At 41.0% G+C, this 17,813-nt stretch carries 14 protein-coding genes and 1 pseudogene; 12 read left to right on the top strand and 3 right to left on the bottom strand.

Annotated features, from left to right (window positions below; genetic code table 11):
- Window positions 1-79, bottom strand: a pseudogene (locus tag ACNAV8_RS10045) (IS1595 family transposase); the annotation flags it as partial.
- Between the two features lie 206 nt (window positions 80-285).
- On the opposite strand from ACNAV8_RS10045, the gene ACNAV8_RS10040 reads away from it, so the two are divergent.
- The 8 genes from ACNAV8_RS10040 to glyS all read left to right on the top strand — a co-directional run bounded on the left by ACNAV8_RS10040 (window position 286) and on the right by glyS (window position 11,910).
- A complete protein-coding gene (locus ACNAV8_RS10040; protein ID WP_415777663.1) occupies window positions 286-5,391 on the top strand; it encodes an ESPR-type extended signal peptide-containing protein in 5,106 nt (1,701 codons plus the stop codon).
- Window positions 5,388-5,876 (top strand): YadA family autotransporter adhesin, encoded by a 489-nt coding sequence (locus tag ACNAV8_RS10035; protein ID WP_103855979.1) that lies wholly within the window; start codon window positions 5,388-5,390, stop codon window positions 5,874-5,876. Before ACNAV8_RS10040 ends, ACNAV8_RS10035 begins: the two co-directional genes overlap by 4 nt.
- A gap of 281 nt (window positions 5,877-6,157) precedes the next feature.
- Window positions 6,158-7,066, top strand: a complete 909-nt coding sequence (gene glyQ / locus ACNAV8_RS10030; RefSeq protein WP_103853915.1) for a glycine--tRNA ligase subunit alpha — start codon at window positions 6,158-6,160, stop codon at window positions 7,064-7,066.
- Between the two features lie 29 nt (window positions 7,067-7,095).
- Window positions 7,096-7,359 carry a hypothetical protein gene (locus ACNAV8_RS10025; RefSeq protein WP_103855152.1) on the top strand — a complete coding sequence of 88 codons (264 nt, stop codon included), beginning with the start codon at window positions 7,096-7,098 and terminating at the stop codon, window positions 7,357-7,359.
- A gap of 37 nt (window positions 7,360-7,396) precedes the next feature.
- Window positions 7,397-8,422 (top strand): PDDEXK nuclease domain-containing protein, encoded by a 1,026-nt coding sequence (locus ACNAV8_RS10020; RefSeq protein WP_103855151.1) that lies wholly within the window; start codon window positions 7,397-7,399, stop codon window positions 8,420-8,422.
- 45 nt (window positions 8,423-8,467) lie between these two features.
- A complete protein-coding gene (locus ACNAV8_RS10015; RefSeq protein ID WP_103853913.1) occupies window positions 8,468-8,890 on the top strand; it encodes a hypothetical protein in 423 nt (140 codons plus the stop codon).
- Window positions 8,891-8,910: 20 nt separating this feature from the next.
- The gene (locus tag ACNAV8_RS10010) at window positions 8,911-9,288 is read left to right on the top strand and encodes an endonuclease domain-containing protein (RefSeq protein WP_415777666.1); all 378 of its coding nucleotides are present in this window, start codon (window positions 8,911-8,913) and stop codon (window positions 9,286-9,288) included.
- 453 nt (window positions 9,289-9,741) lie between these two features.
- Window positions 9,742-11,910 carry a glycine--tRNA ligase subunit beta gene (gene glyS, locus ACNAV8_RS10005; protein WP_415777662.1) on the top strand — a complete coding sequence of 723 codons (2,169 nt, stop codon included), beginning with the start codon at window positions 9,742-9,744 and terminating at the stop codon, window positions 11,908-11,910.
- Between the two features lie 119 nt (window positions 11,911-12,029).
- Here glyS and ACNAV8_RS10000 read toward each other — a convergent pair whose 3' ends face one another.
- Window positions 12,030-12,458 carry an RrF2 family transcriptional regulator gene (locus tag ACNAV8_RS10000; protein WP_103855006.1) on the bottom strand — a complete coding sequence of 143 codons (429 nt, stop codon included), beginning with the start codon at window positions 12,456-12,458 and terminating at the stop codon, window positions 12,030-12,032.
- A 125-nt stretch (window positions 12,459-12,583) separates the two neighbouring features.
- Here ACNAV8_RS10000 and hmpA point away from each other — a divergent pair, with 125 nt between their 5' ends.
- Window positions 12,584-13,783, top strand: coding sequence for an NO-inducible flavohemoprotein (hmpA, locus tag ACNAV8_RS09995; RefSeq protein ID WP_415777661.1), 1,200 nt, complete (start codon window positions 12,584-12,586; stop codon window positions 13,781-13,783).
- 251 nt (window positions 13,784-14,034) lie between these two features.
- On the opposite strand, the gene cysS is transcribed toward hmpA, so the two are convergent.
- A complete protein-coding gene (cysS, locus tag ACNAV8_RS09990) occupies window positions 14,035-15,411 on the bottom strand; it encodes a cysteine--tRNA ligase (protein ID WP_415777660.1) in 1,377 nt (458 codons plus the stop codon).
- Window positions 15,412-15,515: 104 nt separating this feature from the next.
- On the opposite strand from cysS, the gene ACNAV8_RS09985 reads away from it, so the two are divergent.
- From ACNAV8_RS09985 to ACNAV8_RS09975, 3 genes are all read left to right on the top strand, one after another.
- Window positions 15,516-16,025 carry a peptidylprolyl isomerase gene (locus ACNAV8_RS09985; protein WP_415777664.1) on the top strand — a complete coding sequence of 170 codons (510 nt, stop codon included), beginning with the start codon at window positions 15,516-15,518 and terminating at the stop codon, window positions 16,023-16,025.
- Between the two features lie 100 nt (window positions 16,026-16,125).
- The gene (locus tag ACNAV8_RS09980) at window positions 16,126-16,743 is read left to right on the top strand and encodes an NUDIX hydrolase N-terminal domain-containing protein (protein WP_103855005.1); all 618 of its coding nucleotides are present in this window, start codon (window positions 16,126-16,128) and stop codon (window positions 16,741-16,743) included.
- 11 nt (window positions 16,744-16,754) lie between these two features.
- Entirely contained in the window at window positions 16,755-17,543 is a 789-nt protein-coding gene (locus ACNAV8_RS09975) for a TatD family hydrolase (RefSeq protein ID WP_415777659.1), read from the top strand.
- Window positions 17,544-17,813 lie beyond the last annotated feature (270 nt).

Here is a 17,813-nt window from a genome sequence, read left to right as displayed (position 1 = left end):
TTGCAGTAACTTCTGCGATAAAAAACTCCAGCAGTTTTTTCTGTATGGATTTCTTTAATTTACAATGTGTTATCTTCATTTTTGTAGTATAGCATTGTTGCTAATCTACTACAGCCCCTTTTTTTAACTAATTAATGCTTTTTTACTTTACATAAAATTTACAATTAATTACGTTATATTGCCTAGTAATGTGCTGATTCCATGTTATTATCCACGACTTGAATTTTGGATGTATTTATTTTTTAAATGGATGTTTTTTGCAACTCAAAATAGGTATTATATATTATGAATAAAATATTTCGTATTATTTGGAATTACGCTGAACAAAATTGGATAGTAGCTTCAGAATTAGCATCTCGGCAAGGTAAATCAAGCACTTTTGTTGATTTCTCGCTACAACCTCTACGAACTGTAAAAAACTTTTTCTTTAATTTAATCTCGTTAAGTGTATTAACAAGTTTTCCTTTAATAGCAAATGCTTATGTAGCTATTAGTAATACATCAAATGGTTCTGTGAGTATATCCAATAGTGCAGCGTCTGATCAAGTGGGAGATACGGCATTAGATTACAAGAACCCTGGCAATTTGAGTTATTTAGATCCTACAAGAGCTAATGATAATGGCTTATATTCAGGCTTGTTGCCAGCGGCTCACGGTATTGCGATTGGTACAGGTGCCAATGCGATGGCAACAGCACAGAGTAATTATGTACCTGGCGAATCTTCAGGAGTTGCAATAGGGGATTATTCAAAAGCATCTGGCGCATTGAGTTTTGCGTTAGGGCCTTATGCTATTGGTAGTCATACAGGTGCAACTGCAATTGGTACTGCTTCTCGTGCTTCAGGTTTCAATTCTCTTGCGATGATGCGCCAATCTTCTGCAACCAATGATTATGCAATGGCAATTGGTAACGTATCCTGGGCTTCGGGTAAAGGTAGCTTGGCAATAGGACAATCTTCTCAAGCTGCGGGACATCGAGCAATTGCAATTGGTAGTGCTGATGTTGTTGGAGGAGTAGATGAAGGTGGAGCTCGCATAACTAATTATGACGCATCAACTAACACTCAGGCATTAGGTGAGCGTTCTATTGCCTTTGGAGCTAGTGCTCGTACGACAAAGAGCGCCGAAAACTCTATCGCGATTGGCTCAGAAGCACTGGTGACGGCTACAAATGCAACTGCTGTAGGTATTAATGCCCAAGCAATGGCAAATAATGCAATTTCTATTGGTAATAGTAACGTGGTTGGAGGCTCAAACTCTGGCGCAATTGGTATTTCAACAACTATTACAGGTTCTGGTACCCATAGTATGGGTAATGAAAACGGTACTATTTCTGTAGATAACTCAGGGGTGTTTGGTAATAATAATACACTTACAGCTCAAGCAACAGCGAGCCGAGTTGTTGGTAATCACAACTATGTAAATGGGCAAGAATCTTTTGTTCTTGGAAATGACGTCAAAGTGCAAAAAGATAAAGCAGGAACAAGTGCAAGAGTAATAGGTATTGGTAGTAATGTTACGGTAAATGACAATGATTCTATTGCAATTGGTACAGGAACTTATACCGAGGGCAATTTTGTTACCGCAATGGGTAATAAAGCAAATGCAAGTGGAGATCAGGCTCTCGCGATTGGTTCAAATACAGTGGCTAGAGAATCATCTACTGCTTTAGGGCAGCAAGCCCAAGCTACAGGTAATACAACATTAGCCGTTGGTGCTGTAGCTAAAGCTGAAGGTAATAACTCAATGGCTGTGGGGCAATATAGCCAAGCTGTAGGTGCTTCTAGCACAGCGGTGGGGCCTGGGGCTATTGCGTCAGAAAATAATGCTGTTGCATTAGGTTATTCCGCTACTGCTGCGAAAAGTGGGGCGTTAGCATTGGGTTATGCCGCAAATGCAAGCTTAGCTGGCTCAGTGGCATTAGGTGAAAACAGTGTAACAGGTAGAGCGGTTAAAACAGCAAGTGCAACGGTAAATGGCATTACTTATTCTGGTTTTGCTGGCTCAAATATTGGAACTAGCCGCGTGGTTTCTGTCGGTATTGCAGATACAGCTGCTACTGATACAACCCTAGCTATAAAAAATCAACAACGCCAAATTCAAAATGTGGCAGCAGGGCGTATTAATCCCGCTTCTACCGATGCGATCAATGGTTCGCAACTTTATATGGTGGCAAACACCCTTGGCAATGTGGCAAACACTACTACAAATATTTTAGGTGGCAATGCGACATTAGATCCAAATACTGGCAATATTACAATGACGGATATTGGTGGCACAGGTCAAAACACTATTAATGACGCAATTAAAGTAGCAAAAACACGTTATTACAGTGTAAACGACGGTGGTAAGCAAAGTGCAAACTACAATAACGATGGAGCGAAAAGTGAAGGCGCACTTGCTGCGGGTGTAAGAGCCAACGCTATAGGGGCTGATGATGTTGCTATAGGTAGCAATGCTCTTGCTGATTCTAGTAATGTAGATGAACCAGCAGCTGTTGCTGTAGGTCATAACGCAAAAGCAACCGCTGCTGGGGCTGTTGCAGTGGGTGATTCTGCAGAAGCTCTGAGTACTAATGTAGTTTCTATGGGATATTCTGCAGGGCTTGGTAGCAATGCTGAAAATAGCATTTGGATTGGTACAAATTCAGGAAATTCTGCGACAGGATACTCAAATATTGGGATTGGCGATGGTGCAGGCATCGGAATTGGTGAAACAAATCCAGACTCTAACCATAATGTCGCAATGGGTATTTATGCTGGCGGTGGACTGAATGGTTCAAATAACCTTTCTTTAGGCATCTCAGCAGGTAATGCTTTAAATGGTAATGATAATGTTACATTAGGTAATGCCGCTGGCGCAAACCTAAATGGGAACAATAATATCGCAATTGGTCGTCAAGCAGGTACCGCTGTTGTTGTAAATAGCGATCCTAATAACCCAATATTTGAATCAGGTGATTCTGATACGCGTGAAGTAAACGATTCAATTAGTTTAGGAAATAATGCACAAGCCTTAAAAGATAACGCTATTGCTGTTGGGTTAAATGCCCAAGCGAAAAATGAGAATGATGTTGCACTAGGAGCAGGCGCAATTACCGAAACTGCGGTTCCAACAACACAAGCAACAGTAAATAAGATTACCTACAATGGCTTTGTAGGAACCTCACCAATTGCAACATTAAGTGTTGGTTCCGCTGGTAAAGAACGTACTATCACGAATGTTGCGGCAGGACGTATTAACAAAGATTCAACTGATGCAATTAATGGTTCGCAACTTTATGTTGTTGCAGATAAATTAAGTAATGCTGTAAATAATATTACTAATGCAACTAACGGTGGGTTTATTCTAACAGATGATAGTAAAACTGAAGTTAAGCAAGACTTAGGTAAATCTATTCAACTGAAAGGCGAGAAAGGAATTACGGTTACTACAAATGCAGCAGATAAGCAACTTAAAATTGCCCTTGGTAATGAAATTACTGTTGGAAACCCAGAAGATCCATCAAATCCAGCTGCTCAGAAAGAAGCTGGCACAATTAATGTGGTTGGAAAAGATGGTAAGAATGGCGTATCCATTAAAGGCAATACAGGCAATGACGGTAAACCAGGTATCAGTATTGCCGGTAAAGATGGTGCAGATGGCGTAACCTTAACGACAAAAACAGATGGTAAGCCAGGCGTTGATGGCAAAGATGGTCCAACGAAACCTCGTTTAGAAGTGAATAATGAGCAAGTGGCAACCTTAAATGACGGCGTGAAATATGCTGGCGATATAGGAAACGCTGCAATCAAATTAAACCAAACTGCTACCATTGTTGGTGGTGTTAAAGATAAAAGTAATCTGACTGACAATAATATCGGTATTGTTGCTGAACAAGATGGCGATAATGCAAAACTAACTGTGAAATTAGCTAAAAATCTTAACTTAGGTCCTGATGGTAGTGTAACTATGGGAGATACTAAAATTAGCAATGCAGATGGTATTACGATTTCCAATAGCAATGGCGGTTCTCCAGTGAAACTAAACAAAGATGGTTTAGATAATGGAGGTAACAAAATTACCAATCTTGCTGATGGCGATATTAACCCGAATAGCAAAGATGCAGTAAATGGTGGTCAGCTCTACACTGTTCAGCAAGCAGCTAAGGCAGCGAAAACAGAAGTAAAAGAAGGCGATAATATCGTTGTTACTTCAGATGTTGGCAGCGATGGTCAGACTATTTACACCGTATCCACCGCAAAAGATGTAAAATTTGATAATGCGAAGATCGGAGATAACGTGAGCATTAACAATGATGGCATTAATGCGGGAAATACCAAGGTGACAGGTGTGAACGCAGGCGATGTCAATAAAGACAGTTCAGATGCTGTAAATGGTAGCCAGCTTTATAACACTGCGGAAAGTGTAGCAAACGCCTTGGGTGGTAATTCAACAGTAAATCCAGATGGTACAGTAAGTAAGCCTACTTATAAGGTTACTGATTTAACAGATGGAACTGGCAATACGAAAGAGGTTCATTCTGTAGGTGATGCAATTGAAGCGTTAGATAAAGCTGTAACAACACCGTTAACATTCTCAGGGGACAATACATCGAAAGACTTTAAACGTAAACTTGGTAGTAAAGTGAACGTAAGAGGTGGTGCAGATGAAAGTAAACTGACAGAGAAGAATATTGGCGTTGTTTCAGATGGTTCAGACACCTTAACAGTCAAGTTATCAAAAGACATTGATCTTGGTTCAGATGGTAGCGTAACAATGGGTGATACCAAAATTAACAATGCAGATGGTATTACAATTTCCAATAGCAATGGTGATTCTCCAGTGAAACTAAGCAAAGATGGCTTAGATAATGGCGGTAACAAAATTACCAATGTTGCTGATGGTAATATTAGCCCGAATAGCAAAGATGCAGTAAATGGTAGTCAGCTTTACACTGTTCAACAAGCAGCGAAAGCGGCGAAAACAGAGGTTAAAGCAGGTGAAAATATCACGGTAACTCCAGAAGTTGGTAGCAATGATCAGACTATTTACACTGTATCTACCGCAAAAGATGTGAAATTTGATAGTGCGAAGATCGGAAATAACGTTAGCATTAACAATGATGGCATTAATGCGGGAAATACCAAGGTTACAGGTGTGAAAGCAGGTGATGTAAATGCAGACAGCACTGATGCAGTGAACGGTAGTCAATTACACGAAACTAACCAAAACGTAGCGAAAAATGCTGCGAACATTGCAAACAACACTGCAGCGATCAACAAAGGCTTGAACTTTACTGCAGATGACAGCAAAACACTTAACCGTCAATTAGGTGATACAGTCGCTGTTAATGGTGATGAAGTAACATTACCACCTCAGTTACTTCATCTGGCGTTAAAGTTGCGTTGAATAAAAACCTTAAAGTTGATAGCGTAGCTACCGGTAACACCGTTGTGAATAACGATGGCGTAACTATTGGTACGGGTGATAAAGCAGTGAGCTTAACGCAAAATGGCTTAAACAACGGCGGTAATAGAATTACTAATGTTGCACCGGGCAAAGATCCAACAGATGCAGTGAACGTTGCACAGCTTAGCAATGTTGCAAATCACCTTGACAACAAAGTGAATAAAGTTGCTGGCGATATGAAACGTATGGACAAAAAACTCCGTGCAGGTATCGCTGGTGCAGCGGCATTGGGGATGTTGGCACAACCAACTAGACCGGGTAAATCAATGGTTTCTGTTGGTGGTACAACTTACCGCAACGAATCAGCGGTTGCATTAGGTGTTTCTCGTGTGTCTGACAATGAGAAATGGGTGATTAAAGTTGGTGCATCGGCAAATACTCGCAACAATTACATTGTGGGTGGTTCTGTCGGCTATCAATGGTAATTGCTAAAAAATACCACCGCACTTTGATTTTACTTAATTTCTAAAGCGCGGTTGGATTTTTCAAAATTTTAAGCCCTGCATATTGCGGGGCTTATTTTTTTATCATTTGACTCCAAATGATAGATGCGATTTTCTTTCCTTTGTTAGCTCTTATCGCTACTGATTTTCCTTATCCTAAATTTGTATTGTGATCATCACATAAACCTTACGCAACACTGGGATAATTCCCTATTATCCAGTATAATGACCGCATTTCTTTAACTTATGAAAACAGAACACTTATGGATACAAAATTTAACGTAAAAACTTTCCAAGGAATGATCCTTGCCTTACAGGCTTATTGGGCAGAGCAAGGCTGTACCATTGTGCAACCTTTTGATATGGAAGTGGGGGCAGGCACGTCCCACCCAATGACCGCATTGCGTGCGATTGGGCCAGAGCCGATGGCGTTCGCCTATGTGCAACCTTCACGCCGTCCAACTGATGGGCGTTATGGCGAAAACCCAAACCGCTTGCAGCATTATTATCAATTCCAAGTGGTGATCAAACCTTCCCCAGACAACATTCAAGAGCTTTATCTTGGCTCATTAAAAATGCTCGGCTTCGACCCCACACAACACGATATTCGTTTTGTGGAAGACAACTGGGAAAACCCAACTCTTGGCGCGTGGGGCTTAGGCTGGGAAGTGTGGCTAAATGGTATGGAAGTGACCCAATTTACCTATTTCCAACAAGTGGGCGGCTTAGAATGTAAACCAGTTACGGGTGAAGTCACCTACGGTTTAGAACGCTTGGCGATGTATATTCAAGGCGTGGATAGCGTGTATGACTTAGTTTGGTCAGACGGCCCACTCGGCAAAACCACCTACGGAGACGTGTTCCACCAAAACGAAGTAGAGCAATCCACGTACAACTTTGAATACGCTGATATTGATTTCTTATTCAAAGCCTTTGAGCAATATGAAAAAGAAGCACAAGAGCTATTAGCCCTAGAAAAACCATTGCCATTGCCTGCCTACGAACGCATTTTAAAAGCCGCACACAGCTTTAACTTGCTCGATGCACGCAAAGCCATCTCCGTAACCGAACGCCAACGCTACATTCTGCGTATCCGCGCCTTAACCAAAGGTGTCGCGGAAGCCTATTACGCCAGCCGTGAAGCATTGGGTTTCCCAGGGTGTAAGAAATAAGTGCGGTCAAAAATTTAGGAATTTTTATGATGGATAAACCCGTTTTATTTTTCGCCGAAACTTGCCCTGATACCGCGCCTTTTGTGGCGCGCTTGCAAGAATTAGGCGTGCAATATGAGCCAGTAGAAATTCAATCATCATTAGGCAATCTCAAACGCTTCCTCGCTTTGCGCGATAGCCGTGCAGAGTTTGAAGCGGTGAAAGCGCGCGGATCTATTGGGATTCCAGCATTGCTGTTGAATAATGATAGCCTTGTGTTAGATGTGGATAAATTGGCGGACGTTTTTAAGTAAATAAAGAGCGGTAGGTTTTGCAGGAGTTTTGCATTAAATGAAAAAAGAAAAACACATTGCAATTAATGAACACCAATTAGTTGGCGAAATTAGCCAATTAATTCAAAACAGCAAGCAACGCGTTGCTGTAACGGTGAATGCAGAACTTACCTTGCTTTATTGGCATATCGGGCAGCGAATTAATCAGCATATTTTGCAAAATGAACGGGCAGAATATGGTAAGGAAATCATCAAAAATTTATCAAAAAGTTTGACGGAACAGTTTGGTAAGGGGGGGAGTAAAAGAAATTTATTGCAGATGATTAAATTTGCAAATGTTTTTAATCAAATTGAAATTGTGCAGGCACTGTCTGCACAATTAAGTTGGTCTCATTTTGTACTATTATCCACTTTAGATGATCCACTCAAACAAGATTTTTATGCCACAATGGCAGCCCAAGAACGTTGGAGTACGCGGACGTTAGAATCTCGCATTGGTTCATTACTTTTTGAACGGACAGCACTTTCTAAAAAGCCAGATGAAACCATTACGCAAGAATTAACTATTTTGCGAGAAAAAGGCGAATATAACCAATCAATGGTATTAAAAGATCCCTATGTTTTGGATTTTTTAGAACTCAATGATCGTTATTTAGAAAGAGATTTGGAAGATGCCATATTAAGAGAAATTGAACAATTTCTTTTAGAGTTAGGTGCAGGATTTACTTTTATTGCCCGCCAAAAACGTATTCAAATTGATAATGATGATTTTTATATTGATTTGCTCTTCTATAACCGTAAGTTAAAACGTTTAATTGCTGTCAAGCTGAAAACGGAGGCCTTTAAACATTCGCATAAAAGCCAAATGGAACTTTATCTTGCGTGGTTAGCAAAATATGAACAAGAAGAAGGGGAAAATCCACCTTTAGGCATTATTTTGTGTACATCTAAAAAGCAAGAGCAAGTTGAATTATTAGATTTAAAGCATTCTGATATTCATATTGCGGAATATTTAACGGTATTACCGAGTAAAGAAGTCCTAGAGCATCGATTACATTTGGCGGTAAAAAAACGCCAAAGATAAATTTGCTAAATAAATTATATTCAATGTAATTAAGAGAGTTTAAAAATGAAAAAATTAATTAAATTTGTTATGCCTGTACTTTGTGCCGTACCTATGTTAGCTCAAGCAGAAGGAAACAATGCATCTTCAGCAAAAGACATCGTACTTTCTGTTGGTGCAACTTATCAACCTATTGAAAAAGCTGCAAAGTTGAAAAAAGGCTCAAGTGAGCAATACGCCATAAAACTTTTGGGACGTCCAATTCATTCACAAACCAAAGGCCAAGGCAAGGTTTTACAATGGTGCAAAACAGGTGCTGAAAAAACGCCTAATCCTCATGATGAATTTTTAATCGGCTTTTTCTATAAAGATAAACTTGTTGGCACAGGCGGCTATTTAAATAAAACAAGACCAGGTGATTGCGCAAAATTATATCGACAAGTTGAATGGAAACCTGCGAATAAATTGACTGAATATAAAGTGAAGTGACAAGCTATATTCTAAATAGAATGCAGCCTTATTCTAAGAACTTAAAAGAACTTTCACAGAAATTGCGTTCAGATCAGACTGATGCGGAACGTAAATTATGGCAAAGGATTAATCGAGATCAGTTATTAGGATTTCGATTTAATCGCCAAAAGCCTTTGTTAAATTATATTGTTGATTTTTATTGTGCAAAGGCAAAACTAGTTATTGAACTAGATGGTGGGCATCATTATGAGCCAGAATACCAAGAAAAAGATCGGTTAAGAGATGATGAATTGAGAGCTTCAGGCTTTACCGTGATGCGGTTTAGCAATGATGAGATTTATTATGAGATTGAGGGTGTTGTAGAACAGATTTATTTATTTCTAGAACACATTTCCCTTAGTGACTCAGAGGATTGACAAATCTCCCCTAACCCCTCTTTGCTAAAGAGGGGGACTGGTTAGTTAGAATAATGAGAATGGAATATATAGTACCCGAAATGCAGAATAGTTTATAAAGCATTTTTTGCTAAAGAACAATTCCCCTCTTTAGCAAAGAGGGGTTAGGGGAGATTTGAAAATATTGACTAATACATATAGCAAAAATTATCTTGCTATAATTATTAAAGGAATAGTAAAAACGCTCTTAATCTTTTTTACTAAAGAAAAAATCCCCTCTTTAGTAAAGAAGAGTTAGAGAAGATTTAAAAATATTGATTAGCGCACATAGCAAAATTTATCTTGCTATAATTATTAAAGGAATAGTGAAAACTCACTTAATCTTTTTTACTAAAGAAAAATCCCCCTCTTTAGTAAAGAGGGGTTAGGGGAGATTTGTCCCATACCAGATATATTTAAAAAGAGAAAACCAAAATGACAAAAAACTTCCTCGCCGAGATCGGCACTGAAGAGTTGCCACCAAAGGCACTCAAAAAATTAGCAACCGCGTTTGCGGAGAATGTAGAAAATGAATTAAACCAAGCTGGTTTAGCATTTGATAAAGTGGAATGGTTTGCCACTCCACGCCGTTTAGCGGTGAAAGTATTGGGGCTGGCGGAAGCGCAGCCAAGCAAAGAAGTGGAAAAACGTGGGCCTGCGGTTGCGGCAGCGTTTGATGCGGAAGGCAAGCCTACTAAAGCGGCAGAAGGCTGGGCGCGTGGTTGTGGTATTAGCGTGGATCAGGCAGAGCGTTTAGTTACCGATAAAGGCGAATGGCTGGTGCATCGTGCGGTGATTGAAGGGCAGCCGACCAAAAATCTTCTGCTTGGCATTATCAGCAATGCCCTGGCGAAATTGCCAATTCCAAAAACAATGCGTTGGGGCGATAAAAGCGAGCAATTTGTGCGCCCTGTACATACCGTAACCCTATTATTTGGTGATGAGCTGATCGAGGGTGAAATTCTTGGTGTAGCCAGTGGTAAAACTATTCGCGGACACCGTTTCTTAGGCGAACAACAATTCAGTATTGATAATGCCGATCAATATCCTGAGATTGTGGAGCAAAAAGGCAGCGTGATCGCAGATTTTGAACGCCGTAAAGCGATTATTTTGGAAAATTCTCAACAAAAAGCCACCGCACTTGGTGGTGTGGCGGATATTGAAGAAAGCCTGCTTGATGAAGTTACCGCATTGGTGGAGTTTCCAAATGTGCTAACTACGAAATTTGAAGAGCGTTTCCTTGCCGTGCCAGCAGAAGCCTTGGTTTACACAATGAAAGGCGATCAAAAATATTTCCCAATTTACGATAAAAACGGAAAATTATTACCGCACTTTATTTTCGTATCCAATATTAATCCGCAAGATCCAACGGCGATTATTGAAGGAAACGAAAAAGTGGTACGTCCACGCTTAACGGACGCGGAGTTCTTCTTCAAAACCGATTTAAAACAGCGTTTGGAAGACAATCTACCACGTTTGAAAACCGTCTTGTTCCAACAACAGCTTGGTACCTTGTTTGATAAAACGGAACGCATTGAAAAGCTCAGTGGCGAAATTGCGGCACAAATTGGGGCGGACGTGGCGAAAGCAGAGCGTGCAGGCTTGTTATCAAAATGTGATTTAATGACCAATATGGTGTTTGAGTTTACCGATACGCAAGGCGTAATGGGAATGCACTATGCCCGCCACGACGGTGAAGATGAAGAAGTGGCGGTGGCGTTAAATGAACAATATATGCCGCGTTTCGCTGGTGATGAACTTCCACATTCTCTTGTGGCTTGTGCAGTGGCATTGGCGGATAAATTAGACACCTTGACAGGGATTTTTGGCATTGGCCAGCACCCGAAAGGAGATAAAGATCCGTTCGCCTTACGCCGTGCCGCATTGGGCGTGTTGCGTATCATCGTAGAGAAAAAATTACCATTAGATATTCAAGATTTGGTAGATAAATCTGTACAAATTTATATTGACCAGAGAGATAATTATTTTAAAGATGAGTTAAAGCTTCACAAAGATAATGAAAATGATTTAATTATTTTGAAAGAACAGCAAAATAAATTACTAGCAATGGGATTCCCTTTTAGTAACAAAAACGTTGTCAAAGATGTAGTGGACTTTATGCTTGGTCGCTTCCGTGCGTGGTATCAAGAAGAAGGTATTGCGGTAGATGTCATTCAAGCGGTGCTGGCTCGCCGTCCTACTCGTCCAGCTGATTTTGATGCGCGTGTGCGTGCGGTGGCACATTTCCGTACCCTTGATGCAGCAGAAGCCTTAGCCGCTGCGAATAAGCGTGTGAGCAATATTTTAGCCAAAGCAGAAGGCGAGATTGGCGAGATCCATTTAGATCGTTGTGTCGAGCCTGAAGAAAAAGCCTTGGCAGAAAGCGTGCTAGCGTTACAAAACGAAGTGCAGCCATTGATTGCCAAAGGCGACTATGTGGCGGTGTTGGATAAACTCGCCAACTTACGTCAACCGGTGGATAATTTCTTTGAGAAAGTGATGGTAAACGCCGAAGATCCACAACTTCGTCAAAATCGTTTAGCCATTCTGAAAACCTTGCAAGGATTGTTCTTACAAGTGGCGGATATTTCCTTATTGCAATAGTTTCTTTTTTTAAGCCTAGCCCCGTTCTGCAAAGTGCGGGGCTTTTTTTGTAAATTTTTCTGAAAAAAGCACCGCACTTTAAATAAGCTATGCATAACATTTTCTATATCTTATTGAAATTACAGATAAGAAATAAAATTAATCCTGTCTTGTGAATGGCTACTAATGACTTTTCGCAATGGGTATTGGTTAAGATTTTGGTAAAACTGCTCGAGAGCATTGTCCAACAAATGCTTTAATTGGCATTGTGGTTGTAATCCACATTTAGGAGAAACGCAGTTTACCAACGGCTCATTGCCTTGAAAGGTGCGTAGCATCTCGCCTAAAGGCAAATCTAATGTGCTTTCCGCCAAACGAATACCGCCGCCTTTGCCACGACTGGTAATCAGCCATTGTTGTTTTGCCATAAAATGGACGATTTTGACCAGATGATTTTGTGAAAGGTGAAGCTGCTTAGCAAGGCTGGCGATTGTATGCGTGCATTCCTGCTGACGCGCAAGATAGATCAGCACACGAAAACCATAATCAGTAAATTTATTAATTTGCATTGCAACTCCTTAGGTGGTGCATTGTAGTCTATTTCACCATATAGCTTATTGATAAATAATCACTTGCCAGCCTAGCATTAAAGATGTATTTTAAATGCATCTTTAATAAACCAAAAGGACTTTCTATGTCATTAACAGCAGATCAAATTGAATTAGTGAAAGCCACAGTGCCAGTGCTACGCGAAAACGGTGTTGCGCTCACTTCTTATTTTTATAACAGAATGCTCACCAATCATCCTGAATTAAAACAAGTGTTTAACCTTGGACACCAACGTAGCGGTGCGCAGGCTCGTTCTTTAGCGAATGCGGTATTAGCTTATGCGGAAAATATTGAAAATCCAGCCGTGCTATTGCCAGCAGTTGAATTAATGGCGCATAAACACGTCAGCCTTGATATTCAAGCGCCTGATTATGCCATTGTGGGCAATAACTTACTTCATTCGATTAGTGAAGTATTGCAAATTTCAATGGACGATCCATTAATTGAAGCTTGGACAGCCGCCTACAATCAATTAGCGGATATTTTGATTAGCACAGAAAAAGCCATTTATGACGAACATCAGCAAACTAAAGGGAGCTGGTTAGGCTGGCGTAAATTCAAAATTGCTAAGAAAGTGGAAGAAAGCAGTGAAATTACCTCTTTCTATTTGCAGCCTGTTGATGGCGGCGATTTGCCAACTTACAAAGCAGGGCAATATATCTCGGTGCGTGTTTTCGTTCCAGAATTAGGCTTAAAACAGCCGCGTCAATATACCCTTTCTGATAATCCAAAATCAGACTATTTACGCATTTCAGTAAAACGTGAAGATCCAAAAGGTGAGCTAGCAGGCGGCTGGGTTTCTACCACCTTACACGGATTAAACGAAGGCGATGAAATTGAAGCCACTGCGCCAACGGGCAACTTCTTCTTAATTGATAGCCAAAAACCAAATGTCTTTATCAGTGGTGGCGTGGGCTTAACCCCGATGATTGCAATGCTTAACCAGTTAGTAGAGCAAAATGTACCTTCGCCTGTGAGCTTTATCCACGCTTGTCGTAATGCCGATGTACACGCAATGAAAGCGCACGTTGATGGGGTAAAAGCGCAATATCCAAATGTTAGCAGCTTCACAGTTTATGAAGTGGAAGATGCACAAGCAGACGCAACAGGGCGTTTAAATTTAAGCCAAATTCCAACCGCACTTTTACCGAAAGACGCGGATTACTATCTCTGTGGCCCAATGGCATTTATGCAAGCGCAGTACAAATCTTTAGTAGATTTAGGTGTGCCAGCAGAGCAAATTCATCTTGAGGCATTTAATACAGGTGGCGTTAAGTTGGATTAATGCTTTCGCGCTAATATAAGAAAACAGGGTGGAATGGAATATTCAGCCCTGTTTTTAGTGAAACGTTAAGCCTGTTAGGTATGGCTTTAAAAAGTTTAACTCCACGAGAGAAAATTCTCACTATATATAGTAAATGCCATTGATAACCCAAATTCAAAATATGAAAAGCAAGTTATGGTAAGCAAATTCAATAATGATAGAAGCTTACCACATAATAAATGAAACTACCGTAAGTTGCATTATTATCAAGATTACTTACGCCAAGTCGTACCATTTGGGCCGTCTTCTAACACAATGCCCATTGCGTTGAGTTGATTGCGGGCTTCGTCGGCGGCGGCCCAGTTTTTGGCAGCGCGGGCTTCGTTGCGTTGTTTGATTAAGGCTTCGATTTTTGCCACTTCATCATCGTCAGCACCTGCTTGTAAGAAACTTTCAGGATCTTGTTGTAATAAGCCTAAAATATCGCCTAATTCACGCAAACGTGCAGCAAGTTGATTTGCTTTGGTTTTATCTTCGCCTTTTAATTTATTGATTTCGCGCGCCATTTCAAATAGCACAGAAATGGCATTTGGCGTGTTGAAATCATCGTCCATTGCTTCTTTAAATTGGGCGACAAATTCTTCACCGCCTTGTGGAGCGACTGTGGCATCGGTGTCGCGTAATGCGGTATATAAACGCTCTAATGCGCCTTGCGCAAGGTTAAGGTTTTCTTCGCTGTAATTAAGCTGGCTGCGGTAATGGGCAGTGAGTAAGAAATAACGCACCACTTCGCCGTTATAATGATTTAACACATCGCGAATGGTGAAGAAATTGCCGAGAGATTTCGACATTTTTTCTTTATCCACCATAATCATTCCCGAGTGAATCCAATAATTGACATATTCGCCATCGTGCGCGCAGCAGGATTGAGCAATTTCGTTTTCGTGATGTGGGAACATTAAATCGGAGCCACCACCGTGAATATCAAAATGATCGCCTAGCTGTTTGCTGTTCATTGCGGAACATTCAATATGCCAGCCCGGACGGCCTTTACCCCAAGGGGAATCCCAGCTTGGTTCATTCGGTTTAGACATTTTCCATAGCACGAAATCCATCGGGTTTTTCTTGATTTCTGAAATCTCAATTCGTGCGCCAGCTTGCAGTTGGCTGAGATCTTGACGCGATAATTTGCCATATTGCGGAAAACTTTCAATATCAAACATCACATCACCATTTTCTGCCACATAAGCGTGTCCACGTTGAATTAATTTCTCAACAATATCAATGATTTCTGGAATATGGTGGGTGGCACGAGGCTCAACATCTGGGCGAAGAATATTTAACGCATCAAAATCGCGGTACATTTCAATAACCATTCGATCCACCAGTTGATCGCAGGTTTCTTTGTTTTCTAAGGCGCGTTTAATGATTTTGTCGTCCACATCGGTAATGTTGCGCACATAAGTGAGATCGTAACCCAAATAGCGTAAATAACGGGCAATTACGTCAAAACAAACAAAGGTGCGTCCGTGTCCGATATGGCAGAGGTCATACACCGTTACGCCGCACACATACATTCCCACTTTATTCGGGTGAATGGGAGTAAAAACTTCTTTTTCTCGACTTAATGTATTGAAAATTTTTAGCATTTGTTTGTTTCTCTTGAAATTAGACAAAATAATGAGCTGGAATTATACCGCACTTTTGTGAAATAATAACCGCCTTTATCAGTTAGAGGAATACAACGATGACAATGGTTACCTTACACACTAATTTCGGCGACATTAAAATCGCATTAAACAGCGAAAAAGCACCGATCACCGCAGAAAACTTTCTAAATTACTGCAAAAACGGCTTTTATGATAACACAATTTTCCACCGTGTTATTGATGGTTTTATGATCCAAGGTGGTGGAATGGAAGCGGGTATGCGTGAAAAAAATACCAACGCACCAATCAAAAATGAAGCCAACAATCGCCTAAGTAACAAACGTGGCACAATTGCAATGGCACGCACGAGCGATCCACATTCTGCAACGGCGCAATTCTTTATTAACGTGGCAGACAACACGTTCTTGGATTATCGTTCAAAAGAAATGTTCGGCAAAGAAGTGGTACAAGATTGGGGCTATGCCGTGTTCGGTGAAGTGATTGAAGGAATGGATGTGGTGGATAAAATCAAAGGCGTGAAAACAGGCAACAAAGGTTTCCACCAAGACGTGCCAGTGGACGACGTGGTGATCCAGTCTGTTACCGTAGAATAAAATTAATGAAATATTGATGAATAAAGGAGGCTTGCCTCCTTTTAAAATAGTTAAAATTTCCACCGCTCTTTTTTTACCGCACTTGGCTAAGGAGATCACAATGCAAAATGAAAAATGGTTGCAATGGATAATCGAATTGCAAGGCTTGGCACAAGCGGGCTTGTTTTATTCTAAGAATAAATTTGATTTGGAGCGTTTTCAGCGTATCAGAGAAATCAGCGCCGAAATGTTGCAAGCTCAATCGGATTTGCCTTTAGCGCACATAACACAGTTATTTTGCAACGAAACGGGCTATCAAACGCCAAAAATTGATACCAGAGCGGCAATTTTTCAAGATGATCAAATTTTGCTCGTGCAAGAAGAAAATGGCTTATGGGCATTACCCGGTGGCTGGTGTGATGTGATTGCCACGGTAAAAGAAAATGTGGTGAAAGAAGTCAAGGAAGAAGCTGGGTTAGATGCCGTCGCCGAATTTGTTATCGCCTTGCAAGATCACGCGAAAAATAATCCACCAGCTCTTGCGCATAATGTGTGCAAAGTGTTTATTTACTGCCGCGCCACAGGGGGAGAATTTATGCCAAACAGCGAAACCTTAGCCAGTGGCTATTTTTCCTTACACGACTTACCGCCTTTGGCGACAGGCAAAACCACTGAAGCACAAATAAAAATGTGTTTTCAGGCACACCAAGCCGAGCATTGGCAGACCATTTTTGATTAACAGGAATTCCCGTGCCATTTTTTGATACTCACACTCACCTCGATTATTTACTCGCGACAACCCAACAGCCGTTGGCAGAACTGATGGAAGAGAGCCAACAAGCTGGCGTTGAGAAAATACTCGTGGTGGCAGTGCAAGCAGAAGATTTTAAAAATATTGAAAAAATCACCGCACTTTATCCCCAGCAGCTTTACTATGGTTTGGGCTTGCACCCGTTGTATATTAAGCAGCATCGAGTGGCGGATTTAGACTTATTGGCACAACGCTTTGCTAATCGCCCGAAAAATCTCACTGCTGTGGCTGAAATTGGCTTAGAAAAAGGTGTGCCAGAACTATTAACCCCTGAATTATGGCAAAAGCAATGCGAATTTTTTGAGGCGCAACTGAGCCTAGCCAAAGCCAATCAACTACCTGTTAATCTACATTCGCGCAAATCCCACGAAGATCTTTATCGCTTCTTAAAAACCGCACAACTTAGCGTTACCGGCGTGGTACACGGCTTTTCAGGCAGCTATGAACAAGCCAAACGCTTTGTCGATTTAGGCTATAAAATCGGTGTAGGCGGCGTCATCACCTACGCCCGCGCCAACAAAACCCGCGAAACCATCAAACGCCTGCCGCTAGACAGTTTATTACTCGAAACCGACAGCCCCGATATGTCCGTATTCGGCTTCCAAGGCCAACCCAACCGCCCAATGCGCGTGCGAGAAACATTCAAGGTGTTATGTGAATTAAGGTCGGAAAGTCCAGATGAGATTGAAGCACGGATTTGGGAGAATAGTGTTGGGTTATTTGGATGATTGTTGTTTTTCGTTGGGATTGATGACGAGGTTTCGCTCGTTGAGCGACTTCCTTTCTTTTGCTTACCCAAAAGAGAGTAAGCAAAGAAAAGAACCCCGATCATCGTCAAATTTCTCTTACTTCCAGACTGCGTTATTTTGTCTTGCCGTACTGGAGTACTGTCTTCGACAAAATTCCTTGTCTGTAAGTGAGAAATTTGACGAACTCACTTTTCCTCATTCCAATAAAATTTTCTTAACGAAAAATCAGCCTGATGTTCACGTTGCTCT

Origin of the sequence: Avibacterium endocarditidis (genome assembly GCF_965138825.1) — a bacterium.
Classification (GTDB): domain Bacteria; phylum Pseudomonadota; class Gammaproteobacteria; order Enterobacterales; family Pasteurellaceae; genus Avibacterium; species Avibacterium endocarditidis.
Note: the sequence above shows the minus strand (reverse complement) of the source record. Positions and strands in the feature narration are given on the sequence as shown.

Coding starts and splice junctions, on each gene's coding strand:
- ACNAV8_RS10040 (WP_415777663.1), top strand. CDS start 286: ATGAATAAAATATTTCGTATTATTTGGAATTACGCTGAACAAAATTGG.
- glyQ (WP_103853915.1), top strand. CDS start 6,158: ATGGATACAAAATTTAACGTAAAAACTTTCCAAGGAATGATCCTTGCC.
- ACNAV8_RS10025 (WP_103855152.1), top strand. CDS start 7,096: ATGGATAAACCCGTTTTATTTTTCGCCGAAACTTGCCCTGATACCGCG.
- ACNAV8_RS10020 (WP_103855151.1), top strand. CDS start 7,397: ATGAAAAAAGAAAAACACATTGCAATTAATGAACACCAATTAGTTGGC.
- ACNAV8_RS10015 (WP_103853913.1), top strand. CDS start 8,468: ATGAAAAAATTAATTAAATTTGTTATGCCTGTACTTTGTGCCGTACCT.
- ACNAV8_RS10010 (WP_415777666.1), top strand. CDS start 8,911: ATGCAGCCTTATTCTAAGAACTTAAAAGAACTTTCACAGAAATTGCGT.
- glyS (WP_415777662.1), top strand. CDS start 9,742: ATGACAAAAAACTTCCTCGCCGAGATCGGCACTGAAGAGTTGCCACCA.
- ACNAV8_RS10000 (WP_103855006.1), bottom strand. CDS start 12,458: ATGCAAATTAATAAATTTACTGATTATGGTTTTCGTGTGCTGATCTAT.
- hmpA (WP_415777661.1), top strand. CDS start 12,584: ATGTCATTAACAGCAGATCAAATTGAATTAGTGAAAGCCACAGTGCCA.
- cysS (WP_415777660.1), bottom strand. CDS start 15,411: ATGCTAAAAATTTTCAATACATTAAGTCGAGAAAAAGAAGTTTTTACT.
- ACNAV8_RS09985 (WP_415777664.1), top strand. CDS start 15,516: ATGGTTACCTTACACACTAATTTCGGCGACATTAAAATCGCATTAAAC.
- ACNAV8_RS09980 (WP_103855005.1), top strand. CDS start 16,126: ATGCAAAATGAAAAATGGTTGCAATGGATAATCGAATTGCAAGGCTTG.